6 protein-coding genes are annotated in these 7,418 nt (G+C 59.9%); 2 read left to right on the forward strand and 4 right to left on the reverse strand.

Annotated features, from left to right (window positions below):
• The first annotated feature begins 1 nt into the window (after window position 1).
• A complete protein-coding gene (locus AK2_RS14640; RefSeq protein ID WP_067936170.1) occupies window positions 2–1,258 on the forward strand; it encodes a sensor histidine kinase in 1,257 nt (418 codons plus the stop codon).
• A gap of 15 nt (window positions 1,259–1,273) precedes the next feature.
• Here the strand turns inward: AK2_RS14640 and AK2_RS14645 are convergent, their stop codons facing one another.
• The 3 genes from AK2_RS14645 to AK2_RS14655 all read right to left on the reverse strand — a co-directional run bounded on the left by AK2_RS14645 (window position 1,274) and on the right by AK2_RS14655 (window position 4,281).
• A complete protein-coding gene (locus AK2_RS14645; protein WP_245632934.1) occupies window positions 1,274–2,050 on the reverse strand; it encodes a lipoate--protein ligase family protein in 777 nt (258 codons plus the stop codon).
• A gap of 130 nt (window positions 2,051–2,180) precedes the next feature.
• Entirely contained in the window at window positions 2,181–3,134 is a 954-nt protein-coding gene (locus tag AK2_RS14650; RefSeq protein ID WP_067936173.1) for a C40 family peptidase, read from the reverse strand.
• A gap of 241 nt (window positions 3,135–3,375) precedes the next feature.
• A complete protein-coding gene (locus AK2_RS14655) occupies window positions 3,376–4,281 on the reverse strand; it encodes a LysR substrate-binding domain-containing protein (protein ID WP_067936177.1) in 906 nt (301 codons plus the stop codon).
• Window positions 4,282–4,507: 226 nt separating this feature from the next.
• On the opposite strand from AK2_RS14655, the gene AK2_RS14660 reads away from it, so the two are divergent.
• Window positions 4,508–5,767 (forward strand): adenylosuccinate synthase, encoded by a 1,260-nt coding sequence (locus tag AK2_RS14660; protein WP_067936180.1) that lies wholly within the window; start codon window positions 4,508–4,510, stop codon window positions 5,765–5,767.
• A gap of 125 nt (window positions 5,768–5,892) precedes the next feature.
• Here AK2_RS14660 and AK2_RS14665 read toward each other — a convergent pair whose 3' ends face one another.
• On the reverse strand, window positions 5,893–7,089 hold the full coding sequence (locus AK2_RS14665) for a transposase (protein WP_245632935.1): 1,197 nt from the start codon (window positions 7,087–7,089) through the stop codon (window positions 5,893–5,895).
• Window positions 7,090–7,418 lie beyond the last annotated feature (329 nt).

Below are 7,418 nucleotides of genomic sequence, written 5' to 3' on the forward strand. Positions count from 1 at the left end.
TGTGTTCAATCGTGTTCGGTTGCAATTGACCGCACTCACGGTCACCCTGTTTGCGGTCCTGTACGCGCTCTCCGCGTACGCCATCTTTTCCATCGTGCATCGCGCTGTATTGCACAATGTTGATTCCCAGCTGGTGTACGCCATCCACCAGTTCGAGGGCAATCCAAACCGCATGGCGGACCTTCCCCCCAACACCTACTGCATCGTGCGCGAGGGACCCTTGGTTAACACCAACGCCAGCTATCAGCTTGTCAGGTTCCTGCAAAACTGGCTGCAACACCAGGACCCCGACGAGAGCATTGTGGCGGACATACACGGACCCAATGGAACGGTGTACAGGATCTATTACCAACCATTCCTCGACGCTGGCGGCCAGGTCTTCTACATCCTCTTGGCGCAGAACGTCAACCGCGAATGGGCGGTGCTGAACCAGCTGCGGGCCGTGCTTTGGTGGGTGGGCGCCAGCGGCGCGCTGGCCGCGGCGGTGCTCGGTTTCTGGCTGGCCGCCCGCGCGCTGCTGCCCATCCGCAAAGCGTACCAGCGGCAGACCGAGTTCGTCGCCGACGCCTCGCACGAACTGCGCACGCCGTTGGCGGTGATACAGTCCAACCTGGATATTGTCCTCAACCACAGCGACCAATCGGTGGTCGACAACCTGGAATGGATTCAGAACGCCCGCGGCGAGGCCCGACGCCTCACGAAACTGGTGGAAGACCTGCTGACCTTGGCCCGACAAGATGCCGACAAGGCCTTACTACGCCGCGACAGGGTGGACACGAACGCGCTCGTGCACCGTCTGATTGAATTATTCCTACCCCTGGCCGACGCCCGGAACGTTCATCTTTCAGCGGACGTGGAGCCTGGCGTCATGATCTTGGGGGATGGCGACCGACTCCACCAGCTGTTCGTCATCCTGATTGACAACGCCATCAAGTACAACCGTCCCGGTGGACAGGTTTCGGTGCGCGTCCGCGCGAGCCGCAACTGGGCGCTGTTTCATGTGGAGGACACCGGCATCGGCATCCCGGAAGCAGACCTGCCCAGGGTGTTCGAACGCTTTTTCCGGGCCGATCCCGCCCGGCAGCACGAGGAGACGACCGGCGCCGGACTCGGTCTGTCCATGGCCCAGTGGATTGTCGAGGCCCATAAGGGGCGAATTCGGGTGGATAGTGTGGAGGGCAAAGGCACCACGGTCAGCGTGCAGCTGCCGCTGGCTGCACGCGGGAGCGACGCCCCGGCCAAAGGCGAGAAAGGCTGAGCCCCCGCACTACGCTCATACCTGGTACAAGCGGTGGATGACGTCGGCCAGCTCCAGCGCCGCCGCTTTCGCGTTGGCGGCAGCATCCTCCTCCCACGGATGATGCGGCAGGAGATCACGCAAGGTCACCGCCGTATCCGGTTGCACCCGGTAGTCTTGTCCGGCGATGGTGTAAAACTCGTTAATCCAACCGAGCGCCGGCCTCAGGGCGATGTCCACCGTGATGCAGGCATGGGCCAACACAAATCCCGGGTGGCGCGAAGCCATACCAGCCAACCCGCCGCGCCAGGCCTGGGCGGTCCCAATCAGTTTGCGCCCGCCTGCCAGCACGTTGTAGGATCCATCGCAGTAGCTACCGGGGAGTTCCCCCGTCGCCGCGGAAACATTGTGGTCAGCCAGCCAGGCCAACAGCGGCCGGCACAGCAAGCGGTAATAGGCGTCCGTCGTTGCCGCCGCGTGCGTACGTGGGAGGATGAAGGACAGGTGAAGTACGCCATCCCCCTGCGGGACCGCGGTGCCGCCCGTCTGGCGGACAATGACGTCCAGCCCCTTGTCCCGCAGCGCCTGGGCGGCCGCCTGCCCACGGTCGCCGGCGACGTCCCTGCGGCTGACCGCGATGCCCGGGTTATGGGCGGATCGCCACAAGCGAATGAGCGGCGGGGATTCACCTCTTGCCACCGCCTGCCCCAGCTGCATCTCCAGATCGGCGTTGTACTGCCCATCCTCTAAGGCTTCGAGGAAACTGAATTCCACCGTCTCGGGCAACAAGCTGCGTTCGTCCGTCGTCAACATGCCCACCGGCCTCCCCCATCCGTGACCATCTGCCGGCTACCACTATACCAAATCGAGCTTGATCGCGAAAAAAGCGCCCCGGCGCACCTCCATGCGGCCGGGGCTGGAAAGATGTATGACGACCGTACGCTCAATCGAGCACCCGTGTGCATTTGGTCAATTTCGGTTCCCAGTAAGACGTGTCCAGCGACTGGTAGCACACGCCTCCATGGACGGTGGCGGAGATGAACTGGCCGCCGCCGGCCCAGATGCCAACGTGTGAATACACATCTCCCGTGGTGTTGAAAAAGACGAGGTCTCCAGGCTGCAGCTCTGAGACGGAGATTTTCTGGCCGACCTGTGCCTGTCCCGCCGCGTCACGCGGCAGCTTGATGCCAAAGTGCGCGTACACGGTCTGCACCAGCCCGGAACAGTCCCATCCACTGGTCGATTCCCCGCCGTACAGGTACGGATCGCCCAGGAACTGCTTTGCGTAATTCACGACCGCCTGCCCGCTCACCGCCTGGGTCACCGTCTTCGGCGGCAGTCCGCCGCGCGAGGATAGCGACGTTCCGCCGCTGTTGGCCGACTCGGCCGGGCTTTGTGTAACCGAGGCAGAAGCGGTGCCGGAGAGGCGCAGGGACATGCCCGGATAGATCAGATTCGGGTTGGCAATCGAATTCCAGGCAACTAAATTCGCCACGCTGACCTGGTAGCGTTGGGCAATCGACCACAGCGTATCGCCCTTGCGTACGACATACGCTCTGGCACTGTTTGAGGACGTACCGACAGAGGTCGCGGCGGTCGAGGACGCATCACCCGACAAACGGAGGACCTGGTTAGGATAGATGAGATTGGGGTTGGCCAAGTGGTTGTACGCCACCAGTTGAGAAACCGTGAGACCGTGTCTGCGGGCGATGGACCAGACACTGTCTCCCGGCTTGACCGTGTACGTGGTGGCGGCCCAGGCGCTGGTTACACCGACCGTCCCTGCCAACGCGCTGCCCACGACAATCCCCAACATGCTGCGGCCAAACCGCGTTCGCCGTACCGACGAACGACGGAGATGACGCGGCTGTCTGCGGTGTCGCTTGCGGTGTTTCACTTCATCAACTCCTTGTGTTGTTTTGCGAGGGTCATTACCACATCCGGGAATCTGGCCGACAAAGCCAGCATCGTTCGAAGGTGGCTCCCCCGTTCGTATCTCGCAATGGGACTCGTAGGATTGATATATTGAGAGGTTTTGTCGCTAGTGTAACGAGATTTGTCGAACGGCTCAAGCCGTAGTTTTTTACAGACTTCCGTTCATGAAGAAAGACTACAGCTTTCTGGAACTTCTAGAACTTCTAGCGTGGCTCCCCGGACGTGCGCCACCACGACGCCAAGACGGAGGCAAACTGACCGGCGCACGCCGGCATATTGCCCTCCCGCCGGCCGATGAGTGTGATGGTGCGCGCCCCCAGTTCTTTGTCCACCGGTTGTATGACCCGTAGCCGCCCCTCTGCGACATCGTCCGCGACACAGGAGCGAGGCAGGCAGGACAGACCTACCCCCAATTGGACCAGGCGACTGATGCTCTCCAGACTGTCTGTCTCCATGGCGACCGTGAGGGACACACCGGCTGAACGGGCCAGGTCATCCACGATGCGGCGCAGGCCGGATCCCCTGCGCATCAGCACCAGCGGCTCACTCATCCACTCGCTGCGCGAAGCTCGACCGCGCTCGGCCAACGGATGCCCAGGCGCCGCCACCAACAACAGCTCATCGCGCAGCAGCGGGATGGTCCAACAATCCACCATGTCCTCGCCCACTGTGGTCACCACGCCCAGGTCAATCTCCCGCCGCTGCAGGGCCGCGGCAATCTCCTTGGACGATCCGCTCGTCACCTGAAACTGCACACGCGGGTGCTGGCGACGGTAGGCAGCCAAGACGGGCGGCAGCAGATAAATGGACGGGGTCAACCCGGCCCCCAGGTAGACCGTTCCCACGTCAGCGTCTGCGAGGGCGCTCAATTCGTCTCGCATCTTGTCATGCAGGCCCTGATGGCTCTTGGCGTAGCGATAGACCACGGTGCCGGCGCGGTTGAGGACCAGCCGCTTGCCCATCCGGTCAAACAACTTGACGCCCAAGCGCTCCTCCAACTGCTGCAGCTGCCGCGTCACGGTGGGTTGGGTTAGGTGCAGCTGTTCGGCTGCCTGCACCAGGCTCGACGATTCCACCACGGCAATCAACGTGCGCAACCAAGCATCCAAACCATATCCCTCACCTTCATTCGATTGATGGCGCGGCCTGCTATTATACGAAATCCGTATACAAAGTATACGGTAAATGAATTTTACACATAACACAATCGACCGTAGACTGGGAGGTGCACGAACGGTCTGCTGGCTCCATGACCGCGGTTTGGTCGAACGGTCGCGTCGGCGCAGCAGGCGCCGAAGCCACAGCCCGATTTTGCTGAACACGGAGGCGACGGATATGGTGCACGCGGTGGTAGGCGCCCAGTACGGAGATGAAGGAAAGGGGAAGATGGTCGACTATTTCGCCGTCGATGCCGACATGGTGATTCGCTACCAGGGGGGTGGCAACGCGGGCCACACGATTGTCAATGAACACGGCCGATTTGCCCTGCACTTGGTGCCCTCGGGTATCTTCAATCCTGACACCAAGGCGGTGCTGGGAGCCGGTGTGGTCATCCACCCGATGAACCTCGTCCACGAATTGAAATCGCTTAACGACGCTGGAATCTCCACGGACAACCTGATCATCTCTGAACGCGCCCACCTGGTACTGCCGTATCACATTTGGCAAGACGAATACGAGGAACTCGCGCGATCACGGAAAGTCGGAACGACTCGACAGGGCATCGGGCCAGCGTACCAGGACAAAGTTGGCCGCTTCGGCATTCAAATCGGCGAGATGCGCGACCTTGGACATTTCCGCAGCCGAGTTGAACAGGCCTACCAGGCGAAGATGGAACGCATGCCAGGTATGGCCGCGTTTGCCCAGCCATTTTCCGATATCTGGAGCGAATTGGTGGAGGCGCGTGAACACCTACTGCCCCACATTCACGACACGCTGCCCATCCTGCAAGCGGCGGTATCCTCCGGGAAATACGTGCTGCTCGAAGGCCAGCTCGGGATCATGCGGGACCTGGATTGGGGCGTCTATCCGTTTGTCACCTCTTCGTCGCCCATCGCTGGCGGCGTCCCGGCCGGGTGCGGCCTTCCTCCGCAAGCTGTAACACGCGTGACCGGCATCACAAAGGCCTACACGACGGCGGTTGGAGCGGGTCCATTCCCCACTGCGCTGAACGACGAATTCGGCAGGCACCTACAGGACAAAGGGCATGAATACGGCGCCACCACCGGCCGTCGACGTGATTGCGGGTGGCTCGACATCCCGACGCTGCGTTACGGCGCCTTTATCAATGGGTACACGGAGCTGGCCGTGATGAAACTGGACGTCCTCTCTGGTCTCCCGCAGGTGGCATTATGTGTTGCCTATGAACTGGACGGTCAGCGCTACGACTATCCTCTGCCGTCCTACCAGTTGGAGCGGGTGACCCCGGTGTACGAATGGCACGACGGATGGCAAGAGGACCTGTCCGACTGTCGTCGTTTTGAAGATTTGCCGGAGGAGGCGAAAGGCTTGATTCAGCGGATTGAAACCCTGGTCGGTGTGCCCATCCGGTTTATCTCCGTCGGGCCTGACCGTCGGCAAACGATTGTCCGCTGAGCCTGCCCACAGTGAATCGACAGGCGCGTCGCGTACGCGCCTTTGTTTCGGTCGCATTGGCCCTATCATTCGTGTCAACTCACGAAAAAATCTAACCGAAGGGGTAGGGATCACTCAAAAGAAAATCAAACTATATCGCCCTGCACCCAAGGGAGTTGGGGAGCCGGTTGCGGCTGGGTCCCTGTGGCCAAGGCGTCTGGTCCCAGTCTTAATAGCGTTTCCAGTTGGCGATGGATTTGCAGGGGATTCAGGCTGGCCGCCCATGAAGCCCAAGCCCGCCGTGTGGGCTCGTCCAACACACTGCTTTCCAGCAGACGCTGCAGCGGTGTCCGAGCTGTGTCAAAGGTCTTGTGGACTTTGCTGCCGCGGCGTTGCTTGTGGATGGTCTTACGGCCCGGGAGACAGGCGTTCGCATATGCGTCGAGCCATGCATATATCGTGTTCAGCCATTGCACGTGTTGGGGTGTATCGTAACGTTCGTAACCGACGACCTCACGGACCAAGACACGGTTCTTCTGCTCTACATGGGCGTTGTCGTTCTTCTTGTAGGGGCGGCTGCGCGTGAATTGCAGGCCGTGTGTCTTGGTAAACCTCAGGATATGGTTATTCAAGAATTCTGAACTGTTGTCGGTATGGAGCCCCCAAACAGGTCCCAGCCACTGGGCCAAGATGTGCTGTAAGGCTTCTAAGACAGCCTTTTGACTACGGCCCAGAACCGCTTGACGTCTGCTGTAGCCCGTCACGAAGTCGACGACGGAGAGGGTGTAGGCGAAATGTCCGATAGAAGAGCCGCCGTTGTGTTCGACCAGGTCAATCTCCAGCGCACCAGGTCGCTGCTCATTCCAGCGGTAGGTATCCACAGGAACCTCGGCACGGATCTTCGAGATAGCTCTAGTGGCCGTTGGGACCTTTTTCGTGCCAGGGCTGCGCCATGAGGCCATGCGCCGAGCCAAGGTGGCACGGCTGATCTGGGCCAGTTGACTGCGCACCTCATCGGTGAGAATGAGTTCGCCATGCGCGGCAAGCTGCTCTGCTGTGGATAACAACACTGGGTGCAGACGCTCAGCACAGGGATAGTCCAAGGCATCCCAGACGAGTTGAATGACCGACATGGCGGCCTCGTACTTACGTTTTCGAGGCTTGGCGGGTCGGCGCGCGGTCGTATTTGGAGGATGCCGCAGTACAGTAATGGCATGCTTTCTAGCATAACCGAGCGTGGTGACGACCTCGTCTATAATCTGGGATTTCTGGGATTTCGTCTTGGCCTTAGCGTAGCGTTCACCCATGCTGGTCAGGTACTCTCTACGGCTCTGCAAGGACATACGCACAACGATTCCTTCGGTTCGATTTCGACTTGAGTGATCTAACCCCCTTTCGGTTAGATTTTAACCGAGTGATCGCGGCTTCTGGTCTTTCAACGCAATTTCGTGTACGCTTGATTTCATAGTGGCGTTCTCCCTTCCTGAATTTTTCTAAACCCGTTATACCAAACGGGGTCAGGAGACCGCCACCTTCAAATTTCCACGAAATCCGGGACTACGCCATCGAACGATGCATAAATGTATTAAATGTAATGGTATAGGGGGGGATTTTGGACATAGTGTAAAATGAGTCTGGTCGATAAGTCGGTTTGTTTGTAAGTAACAATAGA

Origin of the sequence: Alicyclobacillus kakegawensis NBRC 103104, assembly GCF_001552655.1 — a bacterium.
GTDB lineage: Bacteria > Bacillota > Bacilli > Alicyclobacillales > Alicyclobacillaceae > Alicyclobacillus_G > Alicyclobacillus_G kakegawensis.

What these genes read in the sequence shown, in the direction of transcription:
- AK2_RS14645 (WP_245632934.1), bottom strand. Translation starts at nt 2,050, where the DNA reads ATGTTGACGACGGACGAACGCAGCTTGTTGCCCGAGACGGTGGAATTC.
- AK2_RS14660 (WP_067936180.1), top strand. Translation starts at nt 4,508, where the DNA reads ATGGTGCACGCGGTGGTAGGCGCCCAGTACGGAGATGAAGGAAAGGGG.
- AK2_RS14665 (WP_245632935.1), bottom strand. Translation starts at nt 7,089, where the DNA reads ATGTCCTTGCAGAGCCGTAGAGAGTACCTGACCAGCATGGGTGAACGC.